The following is a 26,122-nucleotide window of genomic DNA, read 5'->3' on the forward strand; positions in this document are numbered from 1 at the left end:
GTTCCTGCTTCAGCTTGCTTCAAGATACTCATGATCAAGCTGTCTGAATACTTAGATGTTTTCATAGAAAATCTCCTTAAATCAAGGTTATTCGATTTTCTACTTTTAAACTCAATTATTTTTAGGGGGGATTACCATTACAGCACTATATTCCGAAGTTTTAGAGTTCTTACGAATCACAATTTCTGCAACATAATGCCCTGTATGATCATCAATGACTTTCCATGTACCAATCAATGGATCAAATGGCATGGCTTGAGCAGGAAAAATAAATCCCAAATATAGTGCAATTGCACCTAAAAAATTACGCATCATAAAAATATCAACTTAAAACCAATTTACAGCACGGTTGTGCTAAAAATGGGCGTGATTATAGCAATCAATGTTGAATTTAAATTAATTTTTTCATTAAAATTAAATGTTTATATGCTATTGGTTCGATGAAATATCATTAAAAATGTGAACCAATACGCTTTTTGTGGATGGATAATTTTTGATGTGTTGCAGCTTTATGTATAAAAGTGAATCTATAACGTGATTTTGTATGCAAATTAATCATCTATATTTCTATTTTCAACATTTGCTGTGTTATGGCGTAAACTAGACCTACAAGCTGTATCACTATAAGTTAAGAAATATTCACAGGAATGCTCTTAACTTTATCCTAAGTTTTTTGTTTTTACTGTCTTAAATTTATCTATCTTTAAATTTAGGTTTAGTCATCAAGGTAACATCGTATGCTCAAGTGGTTCGAGAAACTTATAGATCCTTATCCAAATAAAGGTTTGACCGAACCCTTGCCAACCACGTTTTTTGCCTTTGTTTGGCAAGCAGCTTCAGGTGTACGTCCATATTTATTGTTATTGGTTTTATGTACTGCAGGCGCTGCCAGCTTTGAAGCTTTGCTATATGCAAAAATTGGCGATTTAGTCACATGGCTTAGTCAAAGTCAGCCAGATACTTTCCTTGCGCAACATCAGCAGAACCTTACTTTGCTGTTTTGTATTTTATTGGCCAATATCTTTTTTGCCAGTGCGCAGTCAATTGTGAAGCATCAAATGTTATACAGTGGTTTTCCAATGCGTTTGCGTTGGCGTTTCCACAATTTAATGTTGCAACAAAGTCTGGATTTTTTCCATAATGATTTTGCAGGAAGACTCTCTGCCAAAGTCATGCAAACCGCCTTAGCAGTACGTGAGTTTTGGGTCATTTTGGGCGATATGCTTGCCTATGTATTCATTTACTTTATTACGATTAGCCTAGTATTGGGCGCAATTTCTCCAATGCTCATTTTGCCGTTATTATTATGGTTGGCTTTATTTATTCTTGCAGCAGCTTATTTTATTCCGCGTTTGAGCAAAGTATCTAATGAACAAGCCGATGCACGTGCGGTGATGACAGGACGCGTGACCGATGCTTATACCAATATTCAAACCGTAAAATTATTTGCGCATGCAGGTCGCGAAAGCCAATATGCCAAAGCGTCGATGCAAGAATTTATGTTGACGGTTTATAAACAAATGCGTTTGGGCGCTCAATATGAAATCAGCATCAATTTATTAAGCGTGGTGTTGTATGTGGGCGTTTTAGGTACAGCAATTTGGCTCTGGTTAAATGGCCGTGCAGAATTGGGGATTATTGCTGCCACTACAGCCATGATTCTTAAACTCAACAGTATTGCCGAGTTTATGATGTGGCAGACCTCTGCCCTGTTTGAAAATGTCGGCACCATTCAAGATGGTATGAAAACTCTCGGACGTCCAATTGCGATTCAAGACAAAGCCGATGCAAAACCATTACAAGTTGCTCAGGGCGAAATTCAGTTTAAAGATGTCAGTTTTGCTTATAACAGTAAAAACGTGATTGATCAGTTTAATCTGCATATTCGTGCAGGCGAAAAAATTGGTATCGTGGGACGTTCAGGCGCAGGTAAATCGACCTTAATTCAATTGCTTTTACATTTTTATGAGCTTAAACACGGCTCAATTATGATTGATGGGCAAAATATTGAAGATGTGACCCAAGACAGTTTGCGTAAAAATATTGCACTTGTGACTCAAGATACTTCGCTATTACACCGTACTGTGGCTGAAAATATTAAATATGGTCGTCCTGACGCGACTGAAGCAGAAATGTTTGAAGCTGTACGCAAAGCCAAAGCCGAAGAATTTATTCCACAATTGACCGATTTACGTGGCAAAAAAGGCTATGAAGCCTACGTGGGCGAACGGGGTGTTAAACTTTCAGGTGGACAACGTCAACGTATTGCTATTGCCCGTGTTTTCTTAAAAGATGCGCCTATTTTAATTTTAGATGAAGCCACCAGTGCGCTCGACTCTGAGGTTGAAGCGGCAATTCAATCGAGCCTCGATGAACTCATGCAAGGTAAAACTGTAATCGCGATTGCACACAGACTATCTACCATTGCACAAATGGATCGTTTAATTGTGCTCGATCAAGGACGTATTGCAGAACAAGGTACGCATGATGAACTGGTGGCTATGAACGGAATTTATGCACAACTTTGGCAGCGTCAAACAGGTGGTTTTTTAATTGAACAAGATAAAATCGTAAAACCATCGACTGATAAAAATTAGCATCTCCAGCAACTTTGCTGTAACTCAGGCTTTGATGAAATGCAGATTTATCGCATATAGTCAAAGCCTGTTTTGTCTAACAATTTCCATAGAATTTCTTTAATTTTCATGCCAAGATGCAATATGTCATCTACGTTCTTATGTCGCCGTTTGGCAAACTAAGATATGCATAGATGACAGTCGCTAAGGCAAATTAAAATAAAATTAGCAAATGCAATGGAACATGCATGAAAACAATATCAGCACGTCAGGAACAAGGTGTTCCAGGGGTTTATGGCTTATTGGTTTTGGATGTTGTATCCCGTTGGGGTTATAACGCAGATACCTTATTTGCACCATTTCAACTCAATAGCGAAATGTTGGCAGACCCAGAATGTCGTATTCCTACACCTATTGCCAATGAGTTGGTTAAACATGCTTTAAAACTTACAGGCGAATCGACGCTCGGTTATCATCTTGGTACGCAAATGCGCATTTCCATTCATGGCTTTATTGGCTATGCGATTATGACTGCGCATGAAATTAGTGATGCGTTGATTTTAGCCAATCGTTTTATTCAACTGCGTATGCCCTTTTTACAATTGTTTTTCTCAACTTTTGGTGAAAAAGCCAGTCTGCAATTGCAGTGTGATATTCACATGGAACCTTTACGCACAGAAATTGCCATCGCTTTAATTATTGGCATGATTACCATGAGTAAAGCCATGACAGGTACCGAACACTTTACAGGTGAAGTCGATTTTGACTTTCCTAAACCTGCAGGTTTTGATCAGTATTTTTCGAAATTTCCTTATCATCAATTCCGTTTTGATCAGCCGTATTTAGGTTTAAGTTTTGATAAGCAATATCTGGGCTTAAAAATGATTAATGCCGATCCTATTGCCAGTCAAATTGCGATTAATCAATGTGAAGCTGAGCTTTCAGCTTTAGGTGAACGTCGCCGAATTTCTATGCGGGTGCGTGATATTTTAACTCATGCAGAACAGCATTATTTAAGCATTGAAAATGTTGCCGACTATCTACACATGTCCGACCGCACACTCAAACGTCAACTGGCTGCAGAAGGTACTTCATTTTCAAACTTGGTCGATGAAGTCCGTTATCGACATGCGACTTCCCTGCTTTCCCGTACCGACTACACGCTAGAACAAATTGCCGATGAATTGGGTTATAGCGATGTGGCTAATTTTAGTCGTGCTTTTAAACGCTGGAGTGGACGCAGTCCGAGCAATTGGCGTAAAGATCCGTATTTATAAACTTTTGTTTTTGGCAAAAAGCATGTATAAAACATGGCAAAAAGATTCGATACAATTTAAGGAGTTATCAAATGAATCACCCTGCTGAATTAAAATATGCAAGAACACATGAATGGGTGCGTATTGAAGGTGATTTGGTCGTCACAGGTATTTCAGACCATGCACAAGATGCTTTAGGCGATTTGGTCTATGTAGAAGCACCTGAAGTTGGTCAAAAAGTAATTGCGGGTGAACAAGCAGGTGTGGTTGAGTCTGTTAAAACAGCTTCAGATATTCACGCCCCTGTTTCAGGCGAAGTAGTTGAAGTAAATAGCAATTTAGACGATGACCCTGACTTTGTAAATGATGAACCGTATGGCAAAGGCTGGATTTATAAAATCAAGCCAGACAATATGGCAGATGTGGAACAGCTTTTATCAAGTGCGGACTATGAATCTGGCTTATAAGCCTTAAATTTGTAGTGTTTAATCGCTCAAATTCAAAGAAATCAGCTTCGGCTGATTTTTTTTGCATTGCAATTTGCGAAATAAATAAAATTATCTTTATTTGATAAAATAATTAAAAAAATAGAATTAAAATCTAATTTTAGTTTTAATTTTATTAAATAACTATACTTTTCACATAAATGGGTTTATTATTTTTTGCATGATCTTACTGTGTGATGACTTCCAATAACAAAGCATCTGTATAACAAAGTACACATTGCACGCTACTCCACTCACCATATATAGGTTTAAGTTATGTCAGCTATAAATGTCGAACATTTATGGAATAAGTCGTTTATTCTCTGCTTATTCAATAACTTGTTCTTATTCATATTTTATTTTGCGCAAACGACAATTTTGCCTATTTATATTGTGAATGAGTTGGGTGGTAGCTTGTCACAGGCAGGTTTAGCCATGACTTTGTTTATGTTATCTGCAATCGCGATTCGCCCATTTAGCGGTTTGATTATTGAAAAATTTGGTGTAAAGAAAACCTTATATGTTTCTGAAATCATGTTTTGTCTGTGTAGCGTGGCATACATTTTTGTAGATAGTTTACTGTTTCTACTCGTACTGCGTTTTTTACATGGGATTTGGTTCAGCATTGTCACCACAGTTACCGTCCCTATTGCCAATAACTTTATTCCAGACAGTCGCAAAGGTGAAGGTATGGGCTATTTTTTGGTGTCAGTAAATTTAGGGATTGTATTGGGACCTTTAATTGGTTTAAGTCTGATTCAAAGTGTTTCTTATGCCAGTATTTCTACCTTACTATCCGTCAGTGTTTGGGTAGGTTTCGCCTTCTGTTTAATGATTCCAATTGCGACCCAAAAAGTAAAAACTGAAACAACACCTAAACGTAAATTAGGGCTTCAAGATTTTGTAGAGAAAAAAGCAATTCCTGTATCACTCATGGCGATGATGGTTTCTTTCGCGTATGCCAGTATTATGTCATTTATTTCCACCTTTGCAGAATCACGCAATATGCTGTCTTATGCGAGTTTATTCTTCGTGATATTTGCAGTTTCGATGATGATTTTGCGCCCAATTACAGGCAAAATTTATGATCGTAAAGGGGCTAGTTATGTGATTTATCCTGCAATTATATTATTTGCTTTAGGATTAATTGTCTTGAGTCAGGTACACAGTGTATTCGGTTTTATGTTGGCTGCTGCATTAATTGGTGTAGGGTTCGGGTCTGCCCAACCTTGCCTGCAAACCATTTCAATTCAACGCTCCCCTAAAGATCGTATTGGTCATGCCACATCTACGTATTTTTGTTGTTACGATATTGGTATCGCCTTAGGCGCGTTAATTCTAGGTTGGATTATTGCGGGTTATGACTATACCGCAGCGTATTTGCTCTGTGCTGTTGTGACCTTAATCAGTTTAATTTTCTATAAATTTGTTGTGGCTAAACAACCTAATGCAGATATTCAGGCTTAGTTTTTAATAGCAGCAAAAGAATTGTTATTTTAAAAACTAATCTAAGAAGAGTTGATTTTTAAATACTCTCCCACCCAAAAAACCTGAAATTTCAGGTTTTTTGGGTTTCTGGAGTTTTATTTTTTATGCAGTTTTAGCCAAAACCTGACGATTTAAGCTTTCAGCGACCTCAATAAGCAGTTGTTCAGTCTTATCCCAACCCAAGCAGCCATCGGTAACAGATTGACCATAAGTCATCTCGCAAGAAATCTTTTGATTTCCATCCACCAAATGACTTTCTAACATGATGCCACGGACTTGCGTCTGTTCACGTTCTGCCACAATGGTACGCAAGACTTGCGGTTGTTGTTGTGGGTCTTTATGGCTGTTACCGTGACTACAGTCAATAATCAATGCAGGCAACTGCCCTTTGGCTTTGTGCTGAATTTTCTCAATTTCTGCCAATTGATAATTTGGCCCTGAATTTGCGCCACGTAAAATTAAATGCGCGTGTGGATTACCTTGTGATGACAAAATAGCAGGTAAACCCGACTGGCTCATTCCCATGAATTGATGTGGATGACTTGCCGATTGAATTGCATCTAATGCAATTTGAATTGAGCCATCAGTTCCGTTTTTGAAACCAATGCTATACGGCATGGCGCTAGAAATTTCACGGTGAATTTGTGATTCACTGGTACGTGCGCCAATTGCACCCCAAGCCAGTACATCATCAAAATATCCCGTTGCCATTGGGCTTAAAATTTCAGAAGCAATTGGTAAACCCATTTCTATAATTTGTAGATACAGTTCACGTGATTTTTCTAAGCCTAATTGCATGTTTGCAGAGCCATCTAAGTCTGGGTCATACAAAAAGCCTTTCCAGCCTACCGTAGTACGTGGCTTTTCGATATAGGCGCGCATCACCAAGAAAATTTGATCTGAAACTTGGCTTTGTAATTGTTTTAATTTTTCTGCGTATTCGAGTGCTGCTTGCGGATCATGAATTGAACAAGGTCCTGTAATGACCAATAAGCGAGGGTCTGTGCCCGCTAAAATGTTCTGAATAATCTGTCGATGTTGTGCGATTTGTTGTTTTAGCGCAGATGAAAGTGGGAGTTGCGCTTTGAGTTGATGCGGTAAACTTAAACTAATTTCAGTATTGTTGGTCTGTTGTTGTAAAGCAGTATTTAAAGCATTCATTGGTCTGTTCCTTTGGACTGTTTCTCTTTTTTACAGTCCGATCATTTATTTCAGCGTTATGGGTCTAATGGATTGCAAGGTTTGAGTCATAGATTGACTAAAGTAAAACCAATAAAAGTTGCTAAAGTATGAATAATTAACGTTGTACATGATTAAATCTCCGAAAAACCTATAAAATTCAAAACACCAGACATAAAAAAACCTGATCAGGGTTGCCGATCAGGTATCAACTGGTGGGCAACCTTTTGCCCGAACGCGACTCAGGCAATCATTGAAACTGCCAAAAGTAATAGTAAGCGTTTGCGATTAAAGGTTGCTTTAACATCTTGTTTTCATCAAAAAATGAGCTGTTAAAATTAAAATACGCTGTATTGTTCCGTTTGGCAATCCTTTTTGTAAAATAATTTTTATTGGATGTATTTATTAAAATTAAGCTGCTGTTTTAGCGAATCCAGGGGTTAAAAAAACCAAGCCGAAGCTTGGTTTTTGTTGGGTCTTTATTTAAGCGCGTTACTCATCATTGATCAAAATGAATCACACTACGAATAGATTTACCCTCATGCATTAAATCAAAGGCTTCATTAATTTGGTCTAGCCCCATGGTGTGCGTTACAAATGGTTCGAGTTGAATATCACCCTTCATGGCTTCTTCAACCATGCCTGGCAATTGCGAACGACCTTTTACACCACCAAACGCAGTTCCTTTCCAAGTACGACCTGTCACCAATTGGAATGGACGAGTTGAAATTTCCTGACCTGCACCTGCAACACCAATAATAATGGATTGTCCCCAACCACGATGCGCACATTCCAAAGCGGAACGCATCACATTGGTATTTCCAATACATTCAAAAGAATGATCTACGCCCCAACCTGTTTTTTCCACAATGACTTCCTGAATTGGGCGGTCATAATCTTTTGGATTTAAGAATTCGGTTGCACCAAATTGTTCTGCCAATTTGAATTTCTCTGGGTTGGTATCAATGGCGATAATACGGCTGGCTTTGGCTTTATGCGCACCTTGCACAACTGCTAAACCAATACCACCTAAGCCAAATACCGCAACGGTATCGCCTTCTTGGACTTTTGCAGTATTTTTAACTGCACCTAAACCAGTTGTAACACCGCAACCTAATAAGCAAACTTGCTCATGATTGGCTTCAGGATTAATTTTTGCTAAAGATACTTCAGCAACTACCGTATATTCACTAAAGGTTGAACAGCCCATGTAGTGATAAATCGGTTGTCCATTATAAGAAAAACGTGTCGTGCCATCAGGCATTAAACCTTTACCTTGTGTCGCACGTACGGAAACGCATAGGTTGGTTTTACCAGATTTACAGAATAAACATTCGCCACATTCTGCTGTGTAAAGCGGAATCACATGATCGCCTGGTTGAACACTGGTCACACCCTCACCAACTTCAACCACAATACCTGCACCTTCATGGCCAAGAACTGCAGGGAAAACACCTTCAGGATCTTCACCCGATAAGGTAAATGCATCGGTATGGCATACCCCTGTGTGGGTAATTTTGACCAAGACTTCTCCAGCCTGCGGCGGTGCAACATCAATTTCAACAATTTCAAGCGGCTGACCTGGGCCGAATGCGACGGCTGCACGTGATTTCATGAGCAAATTATCCCTAAAAAATACATTAACAGATGATAAGGGGCTGCTGACAATTCGTCTATGTTTGCGATGTGAGAGAGATATCTCGCAAGCTATTTATAAAATATCAACAGACTCTCACAATACCCTCTTTCTATTCAGAGTTTCAAGCATTAACATGAGGATAATCTCCATGTATAAATACAGAATGACTTAAGAATAATCATGAAGATCCAAAGACCTTGTTACTGGCTTGGAATGTTGGCTTTTTTCGCTATTTTACTGACAGGATGCAGTTTACCGATGAATCAAGCGAGCAAAAATAGCCCTGTTGAGCATTATGTAGATCATTGGCTGAATGGTCAGGAAATTGATGCACATTTATCCCAAAATTTAACAGCGTATCTTTCTCTAAATGATGCCTTTAGTAGCATCGCCTCGCGTTTATATTTGATTCAAAAAGCACAGCACCATTTAGATTTACAATATTACATTTGGGAAGATGATTTAATTGGTCAGTTGATGTTGGCTGAACTGCTCAAAGCAGCAGATCGTGGTGTAAAAGTTCGTTTATTAATTGATGATCAAAATGGTACGCAACTTGATCCAACCTTAAAACGGCTTGCTCAGCATCCTAATTTTGAAATAAAAATTTTCAATCCGTACAAATATCGGCATTTTCGTGTGATGGATTATTTGTTTCGTTTTAAACAAATCAATCGCCGTATGCACAATAAACTAATTATTGCCGATGGGGCGATTGCCGTGACAGGTGGGCGTAATATTAGCCGTGAATATTTTGATGCCAGTGAAAATTTTCAATTTACTGATATGGATATTCTATTCTATGGCAGTGCTGTCCCCCAAACCAATGCCGTGTTTTTAGAGTTTTGGAATGACGAACTAAGCTATTCAGTAAAGCAATTATTAGGCACAGGCAACGCGTTGCAATTGAGAGAATTGCGTAATCGCTATGAATTAAATGCCAAATATAAAGATAAAATTCGTGAACGTGTGGCTAACGCGCAAGAAGAAGTCAGCATCAAATTAGAACAACATCCTGTACAGTGGGTATGTGCGCATTTTGTGGCAGATTCTCCGAATAAAATTCGGGGTACAGCTCAAGGCGAGCAACTGATTTACAAACAAATGTTAAAGTTAATGGGTGAGCCCAAACAACATTTAGAACTGGTTTCTGCCTATTTTGTCCCAACAGAAGATGGTCTTAAAACACTCACTCAACTGGCTGAAAAAGGAATACAGATACGTGTATTGACCAATTCATTTTTAGCCAATGATGTGCCTTTGGTACATGCATTTTATCAGCAGTATCGCGTAGATTTACTTAAATCAGGTATTCGTTTATATGAATTTAAGCCTTATATTGAACGAAAAAAGCGTACTTGGTATGAAGTTGCAACGGGTAACGTAATTCCTGCCAAAGGCAAAAACGCCTCGAGTTTACATGCCAAATTCTTTGATATAGATGGCATGGTCTTTGTAGGTTCTTTTAACCTTGATCCTCGTTCTGCAAAATTAAATACCGAAGTGGCTTGGTGTTAGAGTCTGAACAATTGCAAAACGATGTTTCTCAATCTTTAGACCGCTATTTGCCACAAATTGCGTATGAACTGCAATTAGACGAAAACGGTCAAATTATTTGGTTAGATCATCAGGCAGATGGCAGTATTCAAACGTATCATCATGATCCTGAAACCACACAGTTTCAGCGTTTTATGATGAAAACAGTTTCATTATTCCCTATTGAATGGATGATGTAATGACAATAGATAGACATTAATTATGGAAGCGTATTTTTCTTTCTCTGCCATCACTGTCTACAATTATTTAAAGTTACTTATAGTAAGCCTATTTCTTTAAATAAGTTAAAATACGCTTCTGCCTTTTTCTCTAAAGCTAAAGGATAGGCTCGTGAAGATGAAGGCATCCGATATAAATGCAGCTCACGCTTGGCAAAATAGCAATGTGTCGCCTGCCCAATTTGAGGTTTTTCGGCAGATTCAGGCATAGATAACATGAGTGTATCAGTCGCTTTATCGCCTGTGGTCATAATGCTTTGACATAAAGGTATCTTGCTTAAAAGTGCTGCAATATCCATTGGTTTTTCAATCTGTAAAAATTTGTCTGATGCATTGCCTTTTAAGCGAATCACCTGCTGCGCCGTATCTGAAATAGCAATGCCAGTGGTGTTTAAAAAATCAATAATTTTATGAAGATGAAAATTTTTAGCTTCTAAATCTAAAAAGTAGTTTTTATCTTGAAAAAAGCATAAGCCCAAAATTCGCCACATATCATTTTGATAATTCGGATAATAAAAATCCATTTTCCAACGGCTTTTAGGTGGTGGAAAACTCCCAAGCATTAACAGCTTGGCATTGGCTGGTAAAAAGGGTTCGAGTGGATGGGTTTCTATTTTAGAATCAGACATTTATAGATTGAACCTTTGGTCTTTAAATTAAGCTAAGACATTGCAGTACGAGCAACTTCATAATGATTTTTATGTAACTTCCCTTGATTGAATAACCATGTCGCAACTTCTGGCCAAAAATACATTGCAGATCTAGATGCAAGTCCATACATCGGACGTGGAAAGTTTCCGTCACCACGTTTATTTTGCGCATATAAAGATAATGCTTGACGAGTCATTCCAGCACGTTCAGCCATTACTGCCAAAGTTGAATAACCTTGCTCTTCTACTATCAGATCATGAAATCCTAATGAGCGAATATTGTCTAATGCTGAGTGAATCGCTTGTTCTGCATTTTCAGCTTCACGGTCAAACTCAAGATAAATTGTATCGTTATAACTGCAAACTAATGCATCATCACAACCCGCTTCAAAGAACTTATCTTCTAGCACAGACAGATCAGAACGTGCGTCACGTACCACAACAGTAAAGTGATAGTTATTCATAGTTCATCTCCATGACATTGCTTTACTTTACGCAAGATTTGTTTTGCATGTGCTGATTTACCTGAATCGATAACATCCCAGCCGTTTTCAATCGCATATTCAATTGCTTCGCGAATATGTTTATTGGGATGTTTCTTCATATTTTCATTCTGCTTGATGATTTAATTATAATTTAGTGTTGACGATTGTTAACACTATACCATTATTTAAGTTAATTTACCTAAAACCACTCCAAAATCCTATCCGAGACTTCTTTCCCCCAAATCTGGTAAATTTCTTTACTTGGATGAAAACCATCTTTTGCCATTTCTAAATTCATGGATTGATATTTTCGAATATCATATTCAATCCACTGCATATCTTCTTGTTGTGCAATCATTTTTTCTAATTGTAAGTTCATTTGTTTTGCGTATTGTCCAAATAGCCAAGATAATGGATTGGGCAATGCGGGAAATAAATGCATTGGTGGAACCCCCGTAGCAATGATTAATTCAGGTTGGAATTTCGCTTGAATAAGTTGATAAAAATGTTGCTGTTGTTTAATCCAAGTCTGTGCCGACATTAAGCGTGTTACATCGTTGACACCAACAGAAGTAACCACAACATCATATTTTTGATTTACCAGTTTTTTCGTTTTTTGAATGACTTGTGAGGTAGTATCTCCAGACTGCGCCTCTAAACGCCAATGTACTTGGTACTGATGCTGCAAAGCAGAAATCACCGCACCTAAAAGCGCATCATTTTGATGTGCTACCCCAACGCCTGCAGCGGCAGAATCGCCTAAAATCAATAATGACAGCGTTTGCCCTTCCCCTGTAATACCTTCTCGTGCGCCTTCGGCTTCAGGCAATCGGATCTTGTTCTTTTTAACACGACTTCCCTGAATCACCAAAGCGGGAATTAAGGCAAGGGTTGCTGTTCTAAGCCACATCACATTTCACTCTTAAATACGAAAACCGAAAATACAAATTTTAAACCCAAACAAAAGTAGAGACTCAAATATAAAAATAGCATCGTGTCATTTAAAGTGATTGCATTCATCATCAGCTTTAAATTTCAGGATGCTATTCAAATACTATGATATCGCTGCTATTTAGCCGAGTTTATTGACCAATTTTAATGGTAAAACTTTCATAGCTAAGCCCAATGGCAACCATGGCCATTTAGGTACATAGGCTTTAATTGGCGCTTTTTCAATTTCTGCAGCAAGTAAGCGTGAACCTGTTTTTTCATCAACTTCAAAAGGCAGTTTTTTTGCACCTTCGTTGATTTCGGTACGAATATAACCAGGGAAAATAGTCGTAACTTGAATAGGTGTATCAATTAATTCTGCACGAATTCCTTCTGCTAAATGTGCTACTGCAGCTTTACTTGCACCGTAAGCAGTAAGATGTTTTGGCATACCACGAATGGCACTCATAGATGAAATCATCACCAAATGCCCTGAGTTTTGCTCACGGAAAATTTCAACCGCGGCTTCACACTGCGCCAAAGCTGAAATAAAGTTGGTTTCTACTGTGGCTTTGTTGATGGCAAAATTACCTTTACCAATGCGACGTCCTTCGCCCACGCCTGCATTGACAATAATGCGGTCAATTTGTCCAAAATCTTGTTTAAATTCACGAAACACCTGAAACACCTGATCATAATTGGTGACATCCAGCGTTTTTGCAATAACACGAATACCAAACTGGCTTTCCAGTTCTTGTTTCAGCGTTTCCAAACGCTCTAAACGTCGGGCGCAAATTGCAAGGTTATAACCCATTTGAGCAAATTCACGTGCCATACCCGCACCAATACCTGAACTTGCACCTGTAATTAGAATTGTTTTTGTCATGGTTTGATCCTTAAATCCAAGTCAATAAATTTGAGTTTTCAGCTTTAATAAAATGATGTTCATTCAAGCTTAACAGTTGTGGTTCACTGCCGACCAAACGTAAAGTGGTGATACTTGAGTTAGTAATTGCCCAGTTCAATGCAAAGGTTTTATTGGGCGTTAAGCCTAAAATTTTACCTGCAGCCACAGAAATCACACCACCAGAAGTAAATACCACAGCATATCGTGGTTGTTTTTGGGCTAAGTCATCACATAAATGCTGCAATGCATCTTCGACACGCTGTTTAAAATGCGGCCAAGATTCTTCATATTCATGGTGATATTCACCGCCCGTCCAGCGTTCTATCGCACCTTCAAAAATTTTTGCCAAATATGCACGAGGATTGACCTCTTTGGCGACATCTTCTTTCATCAATTCAGGTTGATTAAAACGCGGTTCATACTGCGCGAAAACCTGTTGATGATTAAACTCGTTCCATGCGCTGTCGGTATGAATTTCGACCTCAGGAAAACATTCTGCCAAAGCCAGTTGTGCAGTTTGCTGATGGCGCTGCATTGAACCAGCCACCACATAGGGTGCTTCTTTTAAAATGCGATCAAAATAACGTCCGAGCAATTTGGCTTGTAACTCACCATTAGGCGAAAGTTGATCATAACTTTCTGCCCCAAAAGATGCTTGCCCATGACGAATTAAATAAATGGTGGTCATTTCGGCATCAATTCCTTAAATTTGGCGATATATTTTTGTGCTAGTTCATTTGCTTCCAGTTTTTGTAAACCAATTAACTTTAAGGCACGAATATGCAAAGCATGAATGACAATCCAGAAATCCTTAAATGCAGGATTATTGGTTTGCTTGTGGAAATAACGATAATAAATTTGCTGGGCGATCACCGCTAAACGGAAAATTCCAAACACTTCATAGAATGTCCAGTTATCGGTGCTCAAGCCTGTTTTTTGCAAATAATAGTCCACCACTTGCTGACGTGTGAACATGCCTTTTAAGTGCGTTGGTTGACGACGGGTGGCTTTAAAAATTTGATTATCGGTATCTTCAACCCAATATGCCAAAGCCGAGCCTAAATCCATGAGTGGATCGCCCAGTGTTGCCATTTCCCAGTCCAAAACGCCAATCACTTGAGTCGGATGTTTCGGGTCTAAAATCACATTATCAAAACGCCAGTCGTTATGAATAATGCAGGTTTTTGAATCTACAGGAATATGGTCTAACAACCATTTACGCACATATTTAAAAGATGGCACGTTGATGGTATGTGCTTTGGCATAGCGTGCATCCCAACCTTCTACCTGACGTCGGCAATAACCATCACCTTTCCCTAATTTTTCTAGCTCAGTTCCTGCATAAGGTACTTGATGCAGCTCAATCAGTTTATCAATGACATTTACACAAAGTTCATGTACTTGAGTTTCGCTAAAATCAAGCTCTGGTGGCAATTTTGCACGTGGGATAATGCCTTCAATACGTTGCATCACGTAAAAATCGCAGCCAATTACAGCTTCATCCTGACACAACGCCACCATTTCAGGTAACACAGGATAAAACGGGGCTAAATTCTTTTGCACATGATATTCACGCGCCATGTCATGTGCAGATTTAGCTTTAGTACCTTTGGGCGGACGACGCAAAATTAAATCAGCATTGCTGTACTTAAGGCGATATGTCCAGTTCGATGCACCGCCTGAATATTGTGTGACTTCTACAGGTTCTACGACATCGACATTTTGTTGTTTTAACCATGCTGTCACTGCCTGAATATCGAGTTCTTCGCCTTCGCGTACTGTGCCGCCTACATCAATAACTGACATTATTTTTCCCTAATTTTCCAATTTTTTTAATCTAACATAGATTTTCCGTGTTCTCTTGAGATGTATCGGCAATATCAGAAATATTGCCGAATACACTACCAAGCGACACAATAAAAAATTCGCAACTGACTTATTTTTTGCGGCTGCTACGATAACCACGTTTAGCCAACTCAAGTTTGGCAATCATGCCTTTGTGTACTTCGTCTGGTCCATCGGCAAGACGTAAACTACGCGCTTGGGCAAAGAAACCTGTCAACGGTGTATCTCTAGATACGCCTGCACCACCATGAATCTGCATCGCCATATCAACTACTTTTTCCAAGACACTTGGTGCAACCACTTTAATGGCAGAAATTTCGGTAAGTGCTGCCATATTGCCTAAAGTATCCATTTTATAGGCTGCATAGAGAGTTAATAAACGTGCTTGGTCAATCGCCACACGTGCTTCCGCTACACGCTCCAAATTGCCACCGAGTTTCAGAATTTCCTTGCCAAATGCGGTACGACTCATGCCACGGTCAATCATCAACTCCAAAGATTTTTCGGCTGCACCAATACAACGCATACAATGGTGAATACGCCCCGGACCTAAACGACCTTGTGCAATTTCAAAACCTTGTCCTGCACCGCCAATAAAGTTGGCAACAGGCACACGCACGTTATCAAAACTGACTTCGCCATGACCGTGTGGCGCGTCGTAATCACCAAATACAGGTAACATGCGTTGAATTTTAACGCCCGCAGTATCCACAGGGACTAAAACCATAGAGTGTTGATGATGACGGTCTTTGGTTTCATCGGGTGTATGCGCCATAAAAATAATAATTTTGGCATTTGGATCGCCCAAACCTGAAGACCACCATTTACGACCATTCAAGACAATTTCATCGCCGTCTACGACTGCTGTTGCCTGCATATTGGTCGCATCACTGGAAGCCACTGCAGGTTCAGTCATACAAAACACAGAACGAATTTTACCTTCAAGCAGCGGTGTCAGCCATTCTGCCTTTTGTGCTTCAGAACCATAGCGCCATAAAACTTCCATGTTGCCGCTGTCGGGTGCATTACAGTTAAATACGGTTGGCGCAATCAAACTGCGTCCACTCAACTCTGCAATGTGTGCATATTCTTGTACCGACAAACCTTGTCCTAATTCTGGACAAGGTAAAAACATATTCCATAAACCTGCAGCTTTGGCTTTGGCTTTTAATTGTTCTAATTGTGCTGGCCATTGCCATTTAGTCCAGTCACCACCCTGATTTAATTCGTGAACTTCTGCCCAGAATTCAGCTTCAATCGGCTCAATTTCTTTGGCAATAAAGGCTTTGGTACGTTCTATATAGTCTTTGGCGCGTGCAGATAGCTCAAACATGGTTCAAATCCCTTAAAATTTGTATTCATTGCTTTACAACACCTTAACTTGAAAAGTAATATGAACAAAATGATTTAATTCAATAAAACACTATGAATCATGTTCATAACAATGCAAAAGTTGATCTTACCGTTTTTCATCGTTTAGACATCAATTTATACCCGATGTTTGTTGCAATTTATGAGCAGCGCAGTATTTCCAAAGCTGCACAAATTTTGTGTATTAGCCAATCTGCCGCCAGTCATGCTTTGCAGCGTTTAAGACAACATTTACAAGATGATTTACTGGTGCGAAGTGGCAATAAAATGCTGCCTACGCCTTTTGCCGAGCAAATTTATCCGACTATTAAAAATGCCTTGTTGGCGATTCAAAGTATTGCAATACAGAAACAGCAATTTGAGCCGAATATGTTGCAATCGCTCAAAATTGCTATCCATGATGAAATTGAACCGATTATTTTTCCTAAATTGGTGGCACATTTTCAAAAGTTGAACTTGGATATTCAATTTCTGAGCCACAAATTAGACCGCAAAACGGTTTTGGCAGATTTAGCAACACAACAAATTGATTTTGTAATTGATTTAGAACAAAACTTTGGCGATAAAATTCAGTTTCAATCCTTAGTTCAAGACCAATTTGTGGTCTGTAGTTCACAACAAGAAATGAATACTGCACTTTATTTATCTTCTGCACATATTGGGGTTTCATCACGGCGTACAGGTATGTTGCTAGAAGATATTTATTTGCATCAAAAGCAATTATCACGGCAGGTTTTTTTACGTTGTCAGCACTATTCTACGGCGTTACAGATTTTACAGCAGCATCCTCAAGCCATACTAACTATTCCTAAAATGATTTTAAAGCATTTGAATATGAGCCAAAAATTGAATATTTTTGATGTGCCTGTAGACTTGCCTGTAATTAATATGGGGATGTATTGGCATAAAGATTTACAGGAAAATTCAAGGCATTATTTCTTAAGAGAGGAAATTTCTAAAATCTTTGCTTAGGCTATTTTGAATTAATCTTGAATTTGCAAGTGGTTGCTAATCGTCTTGTATGATTCTATAAAAAATAAAAGCCGCCGAGACAGCTTTTTAATATGGGTTTGTTCTTAAAACTTCGCTTCCAATACTTTTGTAGATACTTTGCCTTTCCATAAATCACGCAAAATTGGCAAATAGAACTTTTCACCTACTTCTACCAATTCAGCATCAATTAAGGCATGTGTTTCATGCATAAATAAGTAATCTAGCTCCACAGTTTGTAATTGTTGTTGTGCTTTGGCGAAATCTTTACGTTTTTGTTGGGCTTGTTTCACTAACTGATCTGCAAATGTCTTGCCCTTGAACTGACTGAGCGCATTTAAACGTAATTCAATCACGCCCCACCCACTGAGCAGCAATTTAAATAACTCTAAATCTGCAGTGGTTGATTCCCACGTCATTTCTTCCAGATTTTCATTTTCAGGCAATACAGGTAGTAAAAGCTCCATTACACTTGGAAAAATCTTTTTAAAATTCAAGATAAATTTAACAGGCTGCTCACCCGGGTAATCTTTAAATTGCACGTGTTGCTGAACATCTGTTAAATAAATTGAGAGCATTGAAAATTTCCGTAGTTAAGATATTGAGTTGCTTATAAAAAAATTAAATTTTGCAAAATAAATGCAAAACTTTAGCAAAACAGTATTTTGAAGTATTGCGTATTCTAGCAATTATGGCAGCTTAATCAATGTAAGTTGAATAAGGAACGGACATAAAAGAAAGCATCTAAAAGTGGTTAATGCGACTAAATGACGGGTTTTTAACTATTACATTTAGATAGCACCTTGTAGCAGCCTATTCTGCCGTTATGCAAATTATGTCTTTAAACCAACACATAAATTTAAAATCGTATTAGGATGAATTACCCCTCTACATTCAAATTAGGTGCAATAGAAAACCCAGCATTTAGGCTGGGTTTAGTATATTTTACTTGATTAATGCAACGCCATTTCCGCGCTTTTAGCTAAGAATGCCGAACGGCTTAAATGTTGTTTTTTTGCAACAGCATCAATACGTTTCACTAAAGCTTCTGGCATGCTGATATTAATACGAATAGACTTTGTATTTACTTTTGTTGTATCAATATCAACTAACAACCAAAAACCCCCCTCAAATCGCTCATCACCTAACCATTGCTCTGGGCTTGATGGTTCTGGTAACGGAATATCTTCACCATCAAAGTGAACTTCAACCGCTTCCTGTGCCATGCGCTGAATATCTTGCATCTCATCTGCTGCGCTAAAGCATCCATCAAAGTCAGGAAAGGTTAAACCGTATGCGCTATCTTCATCTTTGTGAACATATACTGGATATAACATTTTTACCTCCACTCCCAACCAGCCTGTTTATATATATTGCGTAGAGTTCCTATTGGCATATCTTTACGTGGATGTGGTACCACAACATGTCCAGGCTTTTCAGGATGCTTATACTTTTCATGGTCGCCTTTACCACCCACTTTGTACCAGCCTTCCTGCTCAAGACGCTTAATAATGTCTTTGCTGTTCATTGTGTAATTATACACAACATAATTTTAATAAGAAAGAATACTTCAAAGTTTCACTGATTTTTATAAACAAAGTCTGTGTTTATCTGTCATCTTGAGCAGACAAACACAGACCTCTCAATTTACTTAAAACTGACTATTTGGTATTCGGAGCAATCATCTGTTCAGGACGTACCACTTCATCAAACTGCTCTGCTGTGACCAAATTCAGCTCTACTGCAACTTGCTTTAAGGTTTTATTTTCCTTATAAGCTGTTTTTGCCACCTCCGCTGCATTCTCATAACCAATTACAGGATTCAAAGCGGTCACTAACATGAGTGAATCATGCAAAAAGTGATCTATTTTTTCACGGTTTGCTTGAATGCCAACGGCGCAATGCTCATTAAAGCTATTACATGCATCGCCCAAGAGTTGAATAGATTGCAATAAGTTATATGCGATCACTGGCATAAATACATTCAGCTCAAAATTGCCCGATGCACCTGCCACGTTAATCGTGGTGTCATTGCCCAATACCTGTGCAACTACCATGGTCATCGCTTCGCTTTGTGTTGGATTAACCTTACCCGGCATAATACTTGAACCAGGTTCATTTTCTGGAATACGCAACTCACCAAAACCACAACGCGGGCCACTGGCTAACCAGCGAATATCATTGGCAATTTTATTTAAACTCACCGCCAAAGTTTTTAATGCACCTGAAGCAAATACCGCAGCATCACGCCCCGCCAAAGCCTCAAACTTATTTGGTGCAGTCACAAATGCTAAGCCTGTTAGCTGTGCCAATTGCTCCGCTGCCTGTACCGCATAATCAGGATGTGCATTTAAGCCTGTACCGACTGCTGTACCGCCCAATGGCAACTCATACAAGCCTGTTAAAGCCTGTTCTAGACGTTTTAAACCATGATCTAGCTGCGATACATAGCCACTAAATTCCTGCCCTAAAGTTAATGGCGTTGCATCTTGTAAATGTGTACGTCCAATTTTGACAATTTCAGAAAATTCTTCACTTTTGGCATGCAACGTATCACGCAAACCCTTTACTGCAGGAATGAGCAGTTCATTAATTTGCAAACTCGCTGCTACATGAATTGCAGTTGGAAAAGAATCATTGGTCGATTGGGCGCGGTTGACATGATCATTCGGATGTACAGGCTTTTGTGCACCTAAAGGATTCCCCAGTTTTTGATTGGCGATATTGGCAATCACTTCATTGCAGTTCATGTTACTTTGCGTACCCGAACCTGTTTGCCACACCACCAAAGGAAATTGACTGTCCCACTGCCCTGCAATGACTTCATCTGCTGCACCGACAATGTACTGCGCCAACTCTTGCGGGATTTGCCCTAAGTTTGCATTGGTTATTGCCGCAGCTTTTTTAACCAAACCCATAGCGCGAATCATGGCGCGTGGTAAACGCTCATTGCCGATTTTAAAATTTTGTAAGCTGCGCTGAGTTTGTGCGCCCCAAAGCGCGTCATTCGGAACTTCAACCTCACCCATGGTGTCATGTTCAATACGTGTTTGCATGTTCAGCCTCATTCCTTCGTGATTTCAATGATGTCATGTGCTCTTATCTCGATCTTATAAAAAACAGACAGCCTAGTAAATGATAATTATTATCAATAATTCCGTTGCATTGTATCTGTTTCAGCTATGAGGCTTCGTGAATCGCATCTCAACGAATTTTATAGCGCTTACTTTTAATGCTTAAGCGTATTTTGATAAAAACGCCATTCATCCTCTAGCATTTTTTCCAGACTACGTTTTGGCTGCCAGTGTAAATATTGTTGTGCCTTATCTACGACTGCACCTAACTGATCTAACTCAGGATATTCATAATGAATTGCAGGAACTGTAGCAATTTCAGTGTCAGTGACTTCACTAATACGTGCAAGTAATTGTTGAATTGAAACCACTTCTCCCGCAATATTAAAAGCTTCACAGCTATGCGTTTGCTCAAATAACCAATGCAGGCTTGCAATCACAGCATCACAGGCATCGAGTACGTGCACAAAGCTACGTTCTACAGTTTGATCTGCAGTATTAGCTTGCTGACGTAATTCAATCGCTTCACGCTGCTGTACTGCGACTTGCATCGCCAAAGGAATAATATTTTTAGGTAACGGAGCAACGACTTCACCTAAAATGCCGTGTTCAAATGCACCTGCTATATTACTCAAGCGCAAAATAGCAATATTCCATTCATTATCGGTTCTAAAAGTATCGCGGATGATTTCTTCAACCATCTGCTGAGATTTCACATACGGATTGGCATAGGTGTAATTAAAACTCTGGCTTTCTTCCAGATTCAATCCTGACTTGCCATAGACCGCTATACTTGAAAGATGCACTAAACGACGCACACCTGTACGTTGCATGGAACGTAATAAACTCATAATACAACTGACGTTATCGTTATAATATTCCAGTGGTTTAAGCACCGATTCTTCTAAAGATTTAAACCCTGCACAATGCACCACCGCAATAATCGAATATTGTTCAAAAACTTTGTTCAGCGCAGGCGTATTTCTTACATCCAGTTTGGAAAAAGGCACATAACGCCCTGCAATATATTCAAGTCGCTCTAAAGTCTGCATACTTGCATTGGATAAATTATCTACAATAATGACCTCTTGCCCTTGAGCCATTAGGCTTAATGCAATGTGTGAGCCTATAAAGCCTAAACCACCAGTCACTAAAATCATTTATACTACCTTTTTTTATAAAGTCTGAATGCGCCTTGGCACATTGCATTAGTGAATTTTGATGAGCACCTTATTACTAATAACCTCCGCACCAACCTCTATTCATGCATGGCATGCACTCGGTCTTGCTCAAGCCTTACAACAGAAAAATGAGGCTTTTCGTGTGTTTTTTTATCAAGATGGCGTTGCTGTAGCGAATGAGTTGCAATGGGTACCCGATGATCAACGCAACCTCAAAACAGAATGGCAAAAATTGTCTATTCGTTTACCCGTATGTGTAAGTGCCGCACTGGCACGTGGTATTAGCGATGCAGACAATGCCAAACGCCATCAACTGAGCCAACACAATTTAGCCGCAGGCTTTGAATTGGTTGGCTTGGGCGAACTGGCCGATGCAGTGCAAAGCACAGAACGCCTGATTCAATTTTAAGCGATGCATTTTGTAAATCTGTTGCATTTAAAAGGTAAATTGTGTGAAAACTGTACTCGTGGTTTTACGTCAGGCCAATTTAAACAGCTTACAAGTGCATGAAAGCTTGTCTGCAACAATGGTACTGGCAACTTTTGGTTGTGAAGTCAAAGTGTTATTACAAGATGCGGCATTAAGCCTATTACAGTCGGAACTGGCATTTGATTCACTAAAACATGCTTTTAAAGTGGCATCCAATTTGGTCGATAGCTTTGAGTTTTATGACCTCAGCCCAATTTTGATTGAAAATAAACATGCTAACTCGCCGTTTATCAAAAATACGGTACATGAAATTGAATGGGTGGAACTGAATCGGGAGCTGATTCAAACCTTTGATCGGGTTTTATATTGGTAGGTTGATCGGTGGTTTAACAATCTGATTGATCATTTGACCATATCTAAACATCTAAAGAGAAAAGCATGTCTGACGCAAATTTATATTTAATCCAAGCGAGCTTTGATAGCACCGCAACAATTTTAGCAGAGCTAAATGCCTTGTATGCTCCGCAAGACAGCGTTGTACTTATGGGTGATGCGGTATTGCATCAGCAACATCCACTCTGTGCCCAGCTAGACAAAATATATGTACTGGAAAATGATGCAGAAATATTGAATGGTCATTTGGCGGAAAATGTACAGCCGATTAATTATGCAGCTTTTGCAACGCTGTGTTTAACACATCAGCGCTGTATCAGCTTTAAATAACAAGCCGTAATGATATGAAACCAATGCAAAGCATTTTTAAGGGTGAATGAAACAAGAGATGACACTAGAATTAGATCAAGATGGACATTTGCTGGATTACACTGTCTGGAATGAACAAGTGGCGCAAGAATTGGCGCAAAGTTTAGAGCTTGAACTCACAGCTTGGCATTTTGAAGTTTTGCACGCTGTACGCCAATTTTATCAGCAATTTGGACACTCACCTGCAACCCGTCCTTTAATCAAATTTTTAATGAAAACTGTAAGCCCAGAGATTAACAACGCTGTTTTGCAGGAAAAATTTAATACAGGTTTGGTGGCACGGCATTTAAGTCGTTTAGCGGGTATTCCTAAACCAGCCAACTGCTTATAGACAAACTGTTGCTAATTAATACAGCACTGATTTAGGCTTGTTTTAAATTCTGCTGTGCTTGGATGTACTGATAATACACTGGGGTAAAATGTGGTTTTACTTGCTTGGCATGCAGTTCTTCACCACATTCCGAACATACCACGACAGGTTGAAACGTCTTAGCACAATTTTTATGGATGTATTCCACAGGCTTACCTAAACCTTGATCCATCCATTTATCTGCCCAATTTGCCATAGACAGCATTAAGGGATAAAGCTCCAAGCCCTTCTCTGTCAATTTATATTCAAAACGTTCTTGGCGCTCTACATAAGGCACTTTGACTAAAATTTCATGTTCCACCAAACGCTTTAAACGATCTGACAATACATGCCGCGTTACGCCCAAATGTTGTTGAAAATCATCAAAGCGACGCATGCCCATAAAGGCATTACGAATAATCAGCATCGTCCAACGGTCACCAATCACCGACAAGGTTCGTGCAATCGAACAAGGCTGCTCGCCAATTTCATCCCATTTCATCTATGTCGCCTATCCCTCAGTTCACTACCTGCAAGTTAAAAGATTCTACAGTCTTTGCAAAGTCAGTTTTGCATGAAAATTGATAAAAAATGAAGTATGACTTCACAATCTGCTTAAAAGGGATCCCCAGTTTTGGGGTTTTATATGTCTGCATCTTCAATCTTCAGATTTGCTATTCACTTATAAGGCAGATCACACTATTTAGATGTAGCTCCTGCACAAAAAACTTGTTCAGTCATACCTGAAGCCGTGAAACTGTTGTGCTGCTGCTCTAAATAACGCCTTGCCACCATTAACATCACAGGTGCAGGATACAAGTTTGGATTGTGCTCGGAAATTTCAGCAATATTTTTATAGGCGTGATAGCGTGCACAAAATGCCTGTTTTTGTTGTTCTGCCGTTGCTTGGCTAGCTGGGTCATCCAGTATTTTTTTGCTGTCATTCACAATTTGCGTGTATTGATTTAACAAATATTGATATTGCGTTTGGGTCAATCCATCGACTGCGTGTTGGATTGTAATAGGCATCGATGATGCTTCAAGTGCCAACTGCTGCGCTTGAATACCTTGTGCCATTACGCTCAGACTTTGCAGTCCAAGCATAATGCTCACCGATATTTTTGCCATGTTCGACATGCGCATAGGCTTAAGACTCATCGCCTTCTTTCCAGACATCTTCATAGTCATCAGCATCAATCATAAAGCGGTAGCCTTGTTCTAAAGCCAAGTATGGAAGCACATCGGGCAAAATATCTTGTAGCTCGCGTACAGGCATGGTTTCAAAGTTCACGTCATCTTCACCCAATTCACCGCCATAAATGTACCACGCAACTTTTTCTTCACCTTCTGGCGCTTTACGCAAGCCCACAATTGGGTCTTTATTTAAGGTCTGGACTGCAACTGCGACAACATCATCGCCACTCACTGCAATATAGGCTGAACCAAACTCTTCACAGAGCAGTTTTTGTTCTTCTATCAATTCTGCTAAGGCTGAGTTTTTTTGCTTTTGCTGTGGTTTAGACATGACAATTCTCTAAGATACGCTGTGAGTATTCTAACGAGATTGTACGGATAGAGAATCTTTATTTTTATATTTCTGAGATTCTTAAATCAAATGCAAAGGATATAACATGAATTTGAAATTACATAGCTTTGAAATATAACCCTACGCCCAAATCACCAACATTGCCGCAAACACGACCAATCCCAATCCCCAATGATCGGTACGGGCAAGTTTTTCTTTAAAGAAATACGCTGAAATAAGTAAGCTGAATAATATTTCAATTTGTCCGAGTGTTTTCACAATCGCCACAGTTTGCATACTCATGGCACTAAACCAGCCCAGTGATGCTAAAAAACTGCAGACGCTCACTTTAAAAGTTAATCCAACCCGCTGCCACATGGCATATAAGGTATGTCGTTTAAATATACCTAAAAAAGCCAATAAGATAAAACATTGTAAGCCAATGACCCACACCAAAACCCATGCAGCACGGTGAATAAACGGTAAGAAATCCAGCTCTAGACTGGCTTCACGCACCAATAAAGAAGTCACCGCAAAGCTGAGTCCACTACCGATTCCAATGGCTAAAGTTGTGAATGAAAAATCACTACGTTGATTGCCTTTACTCAGTAGAAATACCGCAATACCGCCTATCGCAACACCTAACCAAGCCAATGCGCTTAAATGTTCTTGTAGGAAAATCACGCCTACAATTGCGGCTAAAACTGCTTCACTTTTGGCAAGTCCGACACCCACCGCATAATTTTTCTGTTGAAACAGTTTTACCATTAAAGCTGTGGCTAAAATCTGACACACTGCTGCAATAATGATATACAGCCAAAACATCGAACTAAAATGCAGTTTTGCTTGTACAGGCTGCTGCCATTGTAAAATGCTTAAATACGCCAGTGCAAAAGGCAAGGCAAAAATAAAACGTGCCAAAGTCACGCCATAAACATCTACACTTGTGCTGAGTTGTTTTTGAAAGGCATTGCGCCATGCCTGCATAAATGCAGCCATTAAGGTAAAGAGCACCCAACTCGAAATCATTGCAACCACAAATGCTTTACTGATAAAGTTATAATTTACGCCTATTCCGTTATTTTTGCGATCTTTATTGGGTAATACCCCCATTTTTAATTGAATTAATGGGTAGAAAATCTAAAGCCTTGTTATTGTTTAAAAATAGGTGGACAACCATTTACTGACATATGAGGTCGTTCATGATTATAAAAGTACTGCCAGT

At 39.2% G+C, this 26,122-nt stretch carries 28 protein-coding genes and 2 pseudogenes; 10 read left to right on the top strand and 20 right to left on the bottom strand.

The window, feature by feature from the left end:
- Positions 1 to 135 precede the first annotated feature (135 nt).
- A pseudogene (locus FTU39_RS12540) lies at positions 136 to 315 on the bottom strand (hypothetical protein); the annotation flags it as partial.
- Between the two features lie 422 nt (positions 316 to 737).
- On the opposite strand from FTU39_RS12540, the gene FTU39_RS12545 reads away from it, so the two are divergent.
- From FTU39_RS12545 to FTU39_RS12560, 4 genes are all read left to right on the top strand, one after another.
- A complete protein-coding gene (locus tag FTU39_RS12545) occupies positions 738 to 2,597 on the top strand; it encodes an ABC transporter ATP-binding protein (protein ID WP_180052251.1) in 1,860 nt (619 codons plus the stop codon).
- A 227-nt stretch (positions 2,598 to 2,824) separates the two neighbouring features.
- The gene (locus tag FTU39_RS12550; protein WP_004973729.1) at positions 2,825 to 3,853 is read left to right on the top strand and encodes an AraC family transcriptional regulator; all 1,029 of its coding nucleotides are present in this window, start codon (positions 2,825 to 2,827) and stop codon (positions 3,851 to 3,853) included.
- Positions 3,854 to 3,924: 71 nt separating this feature from the next.
- Complete coding sequence (gcvH, locus tag FTU39_RS12555) at positions 3,925 to 4,299, top strand: glycine cleavage system protein GcvH (protein ID WP_096902550.1); 375 nt, start codon at positions 3,925 to 3,927, stop codon at positions 4,297 to 4,299.
- 294 nt (positions 4,300 to 4,593) lie between these two features.
- A complete protein-coding gene (locus FTU39_RS12560; RefSeq protein ID WP_131261381.1) occupies positions 4,594 to 5,784 on the top strand; it encodes an MFS transporter in 1,191 nt (396 codons plus the stop codon).
- Between the two features lie 123 nt (positions 5,785 to 5,907).
- On the opposite strand, the gene FTU39_RS12565 is transcribed toward FTU39_RS12560, so the two are convergent.
- Positions 5,908 to 6,966, bottom strand: coding sequence for a 3-deoxy-7-phosphoheptulonate synthase (locus FTU39_RS12565; RefSeq protein ID WP_104851962.1), 1,059 nt, complete (start codon positions 6,964 to 6,966; stop codon positions 5,908 to 5,910).
- A gap of 517 nt (positions 6,967 to 7,483) precedes the next feature.
- Positions 7,484 to 8,599 (bottom strand): S-(hydroxymethyl)glutathione dehydrogenase/class III alcohol dehydrogenase, encoded by a 1,116-nt coding sequence (locus FTU39_RS12570; RefSeq protein ID WP_004973720.1) that lies wholly within the window; start codon positions 8,597 to 8,599, stop codon positions 7,484 to 7,486.
- A 237-nt stretch (positions 8,600 to 8,836) separates the two neighbouring features.
- Between FTU39_RS12570 and FTU39_RS12575 the strand changes: the two are divergent.
- A pseudogene (locus FTU39_RS12575) lies at positions 8,837 to 10,359 on the top strand (phospholipase D family protein).
- A 77-nt stretch (positions 10,360 to 10,436) separates the two neighbouring features.
- Here the strand turns inward: FTU39_RS12575 and FTU39_RS12580 are convergent.
- The 8 genes from FTU39_RS12580 to FTU39_RS12615 form a co-directional block, all read right to left on the bottom strand.
- A complete protein-coding gene (locus FTU39_RS12580) occupies positions 10,437 to 11,027 on the bottom strand; it encodes a uracil-DNA glycosylase family protein (protein ID WP_104851964.1) in 591 nt (196 codons plus the stop codon).
- Positions 11,028 to 11,059: 32 nt separating this feature from the next.
- On the bottom strand, positions 11,060 to 11,512 hold the full coding sequence (locus FTU39_RS12585) for an XRE family transcriptional regulator (RefSeq protein ID WP_154320746.1): 453 nt from the start codon (positions 11,510 to 11,512) through the stop codon (positions 11,060 to 11,062).
- On the bottom strand, positions 11,509 to 11,652 hold the full coding sequence (locus tag FTU39_RS12590; protein WP_179988972.1) for a hypothetical protein: 144 nt from the start codon (positions 11,650 to 11,652) through the stop codon (positions 11,509 to 11,511). The genes FTU39_RS12585 and FTU39_RS12590 overlap by 4 nt, the downstream gene beginning before the upstream one ends.
- A gap of 80 nt (positions 11,653 to 11,732) precedes the next feature.
- The gene (locus FTU39_RS12595; RefSeq protein ID WP_179988985.1) at positions 11,733 to 12,443 is read right to left on the bottom strand and encodes an SGNH/GDSL hydrolase family protein; all 711 of its coding nucleotides are present in this window, start codon (positions 12,441 to 12,443) and stop codon (positions 11,733 to 11,735) included.
- A 162-nt stretch (positions 12,444 to 12,605) separates the two neighbouring features.
- Positions 12,606 to 13,349, bottom strand: coding sequence for an SDR family oxidoreductase (locus FTU39_RS12600; RefSeq protein ID WP_004973576.1), 744 nt, complete (start codon positions 13,347 to 13,349; stop codon positions 12,606 to 12,608).
- Between the two features lie 10 nt (positions 13,350 to 13,359).
- Complete coding sequence (locus FTU39_RS12605) at positions 13,360 to 14,058, bottom strand: histidine phosphatase family protein (protein WP_004973573.1); 699 nt, start codon at positions 14,056 to 14,058, stop codon at positions 13,360 to 13,362.
- Positions 14,055 to 15,176 (bottom strand): phosphotransferase family protein, encoded by a 1,122-nt coding sequence (locus FTU39_RS12610; RefSeq protein WP_179994188.1) that lies wholly within the window; start codon positions 15,174 to 15,176, stop codon positions 14,055 to 14,057. The genes FTU39_RS12605 and FTU39_RS12610 overlap by 4 nt, the downstream gene beginning before the upstream one ends.
- Positions 15,177 to 15,306: 130 nt before the next feature.
- Positions 15,307 to 16,548, bottom strand: coding sequence for an acyl-CoA dehydrogenase family protein (locus FTU39_RS12615; protein WP_004973568.1), 1,242 nt, complete (start codon positions 16,546 to 16,548; stop codon positions 15,307 to 15,309).
- A 92-nt stretch (positions 16,549 to 16,640) separates the two neighbouring features.
- Between FTU39_RS12615 and FTU39_RS12620 the strand changes: the two genes are divergently transcribed.
- On the top strand, positions 16,641 to 17,558 hold the full coding sequence (locus FTU39_RS12620; protein ID WP_104851971.1) for a LysR family transcriptional regulator: 918 nt from the start codon (positions 16,641 to 16,643) through the stop codon (positions 17,556 to 17,558).
- A 104-nt stretch (positions 17,559 to 17,662) separates the two neighbouring features.
- Here the strand turns inward: FTU39_RS12620 and FTU39_RS12625 are convergent, their stop codons facing one another.
- The 5 genes from FTU39_RS12625 to FTU39_RS12645 all read right to left on the bottom strand — a co-directional run bounded on the left by FTU39_RS12625 (position 17,663) and on the right by FTU39_RS12645 (position 21,810).
- Positions 17,663 to 18,154 (bottom strand): hypothetical protein, encoded by a 492-nt coding sequence (locus FTU39_RS12625; protein WP_004973565.1) that lies wholly within the window; start codon positions 18,152 to 18,154, stop codon positions 17,663 to 17,665.
- Positions 18,155 to 18,529: 375 nt separating this feature from the next.
- On the bottom strand, positions 18,530 to 18,913 hold the full coding sequence (locus FTU39_RS12630) for a type II toxin-antitoxin system HicB family antitoxin (protein WP_004973564.1): 384 nt from the start codon (positions 18,911 to 18,913) through the stop codon (positions 18,530 to 18,532).
- 2 nt (positions 18,914 to 18,915) lie between these two features.
- On the bottom strand, positions 18,916 to 19,104 hold the full coding sequence (locus tag FTU39_RS12635) for a type II toxin-antitoxin system HicA family toxin (RefSeq protein ID WP_004973562.1): 189 nt from the start codon (positions 19,102 to 19,104) through the stop codon (positions 18,916 to 18,918).
- Between the two features lie 133 nt (positions 19,105 to 19,237).
- The gene (gene fumC / locus FTU39_RS12640; RefSeq protein WP_180052252.1) at positions 19,238 to 20,632 is read right to left on the bottom strand and encodes a class II fumarate hydratase; all 1,395 of its coding nucleotides are present in this window, start codon (positions 20,630 to 20,632) and stop codon (positions 19,238 to 19,240) included.
- Between the two features lie 173 nt (positions 20,633 to 20,805).
- A complete protein-coding gene (locus tag FTU39_RS12645) occupies positions 20,806 to 21,810 on the bottom strand; it encodes an SDR family NAD(P)-dependent oxidoreductase (RefSeq protein WP_180037746.1) in 1,005 nt (334 codons plus the stop codon).
- 61 nt (positions 21,811 to 21,871) lie between these two features.
- Here FTU39_RS12645 and tusD point away from each other — a divergent pair, with 61 nt between their 5' ends.
- From tusD to FTU39_RS12665, 4 genes are all read left to right on the top strand, one after another.
- Positions 21,872 to 22,240, top strand: coding sequence for a sulfurtransferase complex subunit TusD (gene tusD / locus FTU39_RS12650; RefSeq protein WP_154320742.1), 369 nt, complete (start codon positions 21,872 to 21,874; stop codon positions 22,238 to 22,240).
- 43 nt (positions 22,241 to 22,283) lie between these two features.
- Positions 22,284 to 22,634, top strand: a complete 351-nt coding sequence (locus tag FTU39_RS12655) for a hypothetical protein (RefSeq protein ID WP_004973555.1) — start codon at positions 22,284 to 22,286, stop codon at positions 22,632 to 22,634.
- 65 nt (positions 22,635 to 22,699) lie between these two features.
- The gene (locus FTU39_RS12660) at positions 22,700 to 22,984 is read left to right on the top strand and encodes a DsrH/TusB family sulfur metabolism protein (RefSeq protein ID WP_179994191.1); all 285 of its coding nucleotides are present in this window, start codon (positions 22,700 to 22,702) and stop codon (positions 22,982 to 22,984) included.
- A 58-nt stretch (positions 22,985 to 23,042) separates the two neighbouring features.
- On the top strand, positions 23,043 to 23,354 hold the full coding sequence (locus tag FTU39_RS12665) for a TusE/DsrC/DsvC family sulfur relay protein (RefSeq protein ID WP_026438386.1): 312 nt from the start codon (positions 23,043 to 23,045) through the stop codon (positions 23,352 to 23,354).
- Between the two features lie 31 nt (positions 23,355 to 23,385).
- Here the strand turns inward: FTU39_RS12665 and FTU39_RS12670 are convergent, their stop codons facing one another.
- The 4 genes from FTU39_RS12670 to FTU39_RS12685 all read right to left on the bottom strand — a co-directional run bounded on the left by FTU39_RS12670 (position 23,386) and on the right by FTU39_RS12685 (position 25,926).
- Positions 23,386 to 23,874, bottom strand: coding sequence for a helix-turn-helix domain-containing protein (locus tag FTU39_RS12670; RefSeq protein ID WP_004973550.1), 489 nt, complete (start codon positions 23,872 to 23,874; stop codon positions 23,386 to 23,388).
- A gap of 197 nt (positions 23,875 to 24,071) precedes the next feature.
- Entirely contained in the window at positions 24,072 to 24,530 is a 459-nt protein-coding gene (locus FTU39_RS12675; RefSeq protein ID WP_225530225.1) for a hypothetical protein, read from the bottom strand.
- Positions 24,520 to 24,897 carry a hypothetical protein gene (locus FTU39_RS12680; protein ID WP_180043678.1) on the bottom strand — a complete coding sequence of 126 codons (378 nt, stop codon included), beginning with the start codon at positions 24,895 to 24,897 and terminating at the stop codon, positions 24,520 to 24,522. The genes FTU39_RS12675 and FTU39_RS12680 overlap by 11 nt, the downstream gene beginning before the upstream one ends.
- 141 nt (positions 24,898 to 25,038) lie before the next feature.
- Positions 25,039 to 25,926: a DMT family transporter gene (locus FTU39_RS12685; protein WP_180052253.1), complete on the bottom strand. Its 888-nt coding sequence runs from the start codon at positions 25,924 to 25,926 to the stop codon at positions 25,039 to 25,041.
- Between the last annotated feature and the right edge of the window lie 196 nt (positions 25,927 to 26,122).

This window comes from Acinetobacter sp. YH12099 (assembly GCF_013419195.1).
GTDB classification, from domain to species: domain Bacteria; phylum Pseudomonadota; class Gammaproteobacteria; order Pseudomonadales; family Moraxellaceae; genus Acinetobacter; species Acinetobacter towneri.

Excerpts from the sequence above, each read along its gene's own strand:
- FTU39_RS12545 (WP_180052251.1), top strand. The coding sequence starts at position 738 with ATGCTCAAGTGGTTCGAGAAACTTATAGATCCTTATCCAAATAAAGGT.
- FTU39_RS12550 (WP_004973729.1), top strand. The coding sequence starts at position 2,825 with ATGAAAACAATATCAGCACGTCAGGAACAAGGTGTTCCAGGGGTTTAT.
- gcvH (WP_096902550.1), top strand. The coding sequence starts at position 3,925 with ATGAATCACCCTGCTGAATTAAAATATGCAAGAACACATGAATGGGTG.
- FTU39_RS12560 (WP_131261381.1), top strand. The coding sequence starts at position 4,594 with ATGTCAGCTATAAATGTCGAACATTTATGGAATAAGTCGTTTATTCTC.
- FTU39_RS12565 (WP_104851962.1), bottom strand. The coding sequence starts at position 6,966 with ATGAATGCTTTAAATACTGCTTTACAACAACAGACCAACAATACTGAA.
- FTU39_RS12570 (WP_004973720.1), bottom strand. The coding sequence starts at position 8,599 with ATGAAATCACGTGCAGCCGTCGCATTCGGCCCAGGTCAGCCGCTTGAA.
- FTU39_RS12580 (WP_104851964.1), bottom strand. The coding sequence starts at position 11,027 with ATGTCTGATTCTAAAATAGAAACCCATCCACTCGAACCCTTTTTACCA.
- FTU39_RS12585 (WP_154320746.1), bottom strand. The coding sequence starts at position 11,512 with ATGAATAACTATCACTTTACTGTTGTGGTACGTGACGCACGTTCTGAT.
- FTU39_RS12590 (WP_179988972.1), bottom strand. The coding sequence starts at position 11,652 with ATGAAGAAACATCCCAATAAACATATTCGCGAAGCAATTGAATATGCG.
- FTU39_RS12595 (WP_179988985.1), bottom strand. The coding sequence starts at position 12,443 with ATGTGGCTTAGAACAGCAACCCTTGCCTTAATTCCCGCTTTGGTGATT.
- FTU39_RS12600 (WP_004973576.1), bottom strand. The coding sequence starts at position 13,349 with ATGACAAAAACAATTCTAATTACAGGTGCAAGTTCAGGTATTGGTGCG.
- FTU39_RS12605 (WP_004973573.1), bottom strand. The coding sequence starts at position 14,058 with ATGACCACCATTTATTTAATTCGTCATGGGCAAGCATCTTTTGGGGCA.
- FTU39_RS12610 (WP_179994188.1), bottom strand. The coding sequence starts at position 15,176 with ATGTCAGTTATTGATGTAGGCGGCACAGTACGCGAAGGCGAAGAACTC.
- FTU39_RS12615 (WP_004973568.1), bottom strand. The coding sequence starts at position 16,548 with ATGTTTGAGCTATCTGCACGCGCCAAAGACTATATAGAACGTACCAAA.
- FTU39_RS12620 (WP_104851971.1), top strand. The coding sequence starts at position 16,641 with ATGAATCATGTTCATAACAATGCAAAAGTTGATCTTACCGTTTTTCAT.
- FTU39_RS12625 (WP_004973565.1), bottom strand. The coding sequence starts at position 18,154 with ATGCTCTCAATTTATTTAACAGATGTTCAGCAACACGTGCAATTTAAA.
- FTU39_RS12630 (WP_004973564.1), bottom strand. The coding sequence starts at position 18,913 with ATGTTATATCCAGTATATGTTCACAAAGATGAAGATAGCGCATACGGT.
- FTU39_RS12635 (WP_004973562.1), bottom strand. The coding sequence starts at position 19,104 with ATGAACAGCAAAGACATTATTAAGCGTCTTGAGCAGGAAGGCTGGTAC.
- fumC (WP_180052252.1), bottom strand. The coding sequence starts at position 20,632 with ATGCAAACACGTATTGAACATGACACCATGGGTGAGGTTGAAGTTCCG.
- FTU39_RS12645 (WP_180037746.1), bottom strand. The coding sequence starts at position 21,810 with ATGATTTTAGTGACTGGTGGTTTAGGCTTTATAGGCTCACACATTGCA.
- tusD (WP_154320742.1), top strand. The coding sequence starts at position 21,872 with ATGAGCACCTTATTACTAATAACCTCCGCACCAACCTCTATTCATGCA.
- FTU39_RS12660 (WP_179994191.1), top strand. The coding sequence starts at position 22,700 with ATGTCTGACGCAAATTTATATTTAATCCAAGCGAGCTTTGATAGCACC.
- FTU39_RS12665 (WP_026438386.1), top strand. The coding sequence starts at position 23,043 with ATGACACTAGAATTAGATCAAGATGGACATTTGCTGGATTACACTGTC.
- FTU39_RS12670 (WP_004973550.1), bottom strand. The coding sequence starts at position 23,874 with ATGAAATGGGATGAAATTGGCGAGCAGCCTTGTTCGATTGCACGAACC.
- FTU39_RS12675 (WP_225530225.1), bottom strand. The coding sequence starts at position 24,530 with ATGAGTCTTAAGCCTATGCGCATGTCGAACATGGCAAAAATATCGGTG.
- FTU39_RS12680 (WP_180043678.1), bottom strand. The coding sequence starts at position 24,897 with ATGTCTAAACCACAGCAAAAGCAAAAAAACTCAGCCTTAGCAGAATTG.
- FTU39_RS12685 (WP_180052253.1), bottom strand. The coding sequence starts at position 25,926 with ATGATTTCGAGTTGGGTGCTCTTTACCTTAATGGCTGCATTTATGCAG.